Genomic DNA, 817 nt, shown 5'->3' with positions numbered 1-817 from the left:
CAGGTTGTATTGTTAAAGGTCGCTGTTTCCCAACATTCCGTAGCTGGCTCCGCTGGTTGCGTACCCGTTACATCCCAAGAACAGGTTGTATTGTTAAAGGTCGCTGTTTCCCAACATTCCGTAGACGGCTCTGCTGGTTGCGTACCCGTGACATCCCAAGAACAGGTTGTATTGTTGAAGGTCGCTGTTTCCCAACATTCCGTAGCTGGCTCTGCTGGTTGCGTACCCGTTACATCCCATGAGCAGGTTGTATTGTTAAAGGTCGCTGTTTCCCAACATTCCGTAGCTGGTTCTGCTGGTTGCGTACCCGTTACATCCCAAGAACAGGTTGTATTGTTGAAGGTCGCTGTTTCCCAACATTCCGTAGACGGTTCTGCTGGTTGCGTACCCGTTACATCCCAAGAACAGGTTGTATTGTTAAAGGTCGCTGTTTCCCAACATTCCGTAGCTGGTTCTGCTGGTTGCGTACCCGTGACATCCCAAGAACAGGTTGTATTGTTAAAGGTCGCTGTTTCCCAACATTCCGTAGCTGGTTCTGCTGGTTGCGTACCCGTTATATCCCAAGAACAGGTTGTATTGTTGAAGGTCGCTGTTTCCCAACATTCCGTAGCTGGCTCTGCTGGTTGCGTACCCGTGACATCCCAAGAACAGGTTGCATTGTTGAAGGTCGCTGTTTCCCAACATTCCGTAGCTGGTTCTGCTGGTTGCGTACCCGTTATATCCCAAGAACAGGTTGTATTGTTGAAGGTCGCTGTTTCCCAACATTCCGTAGCTGGCTCTGCTGGTTGCGTACCCGTGACATCCCAAGAACAGGTTG

The 817-nt window shown here is 50.1% G+C and carries 1 protein-coding gene; it reads right to left on the bottom strand.

Features of this window, described 5'->3' with window-relative positions; all coding sequences use genetic code 11:
* On the bottom strand, positions 1-817 hold an 817-nt coding region (locus MTX13_RS14350), incomplete at both ends, for a hypothetical protein (RefSeq protein ID WP_250437432.1).

It is taken from the genome of Hanstruepera flava, assembly GCF_023634025.1.
Taxonomy (GTDB): domain Bacteria; phylum Bacteroidota; class Bacteroidia; order Flavobacteriales; family Flavobacteriaceae; genus Hanstruepera; species Hanstruepera flava.
The sequence above is the reverse complement of the archived record's forward strand: the minus strand, read 5'-3'. Positions and strand labels throughout refer to the sequence as shown.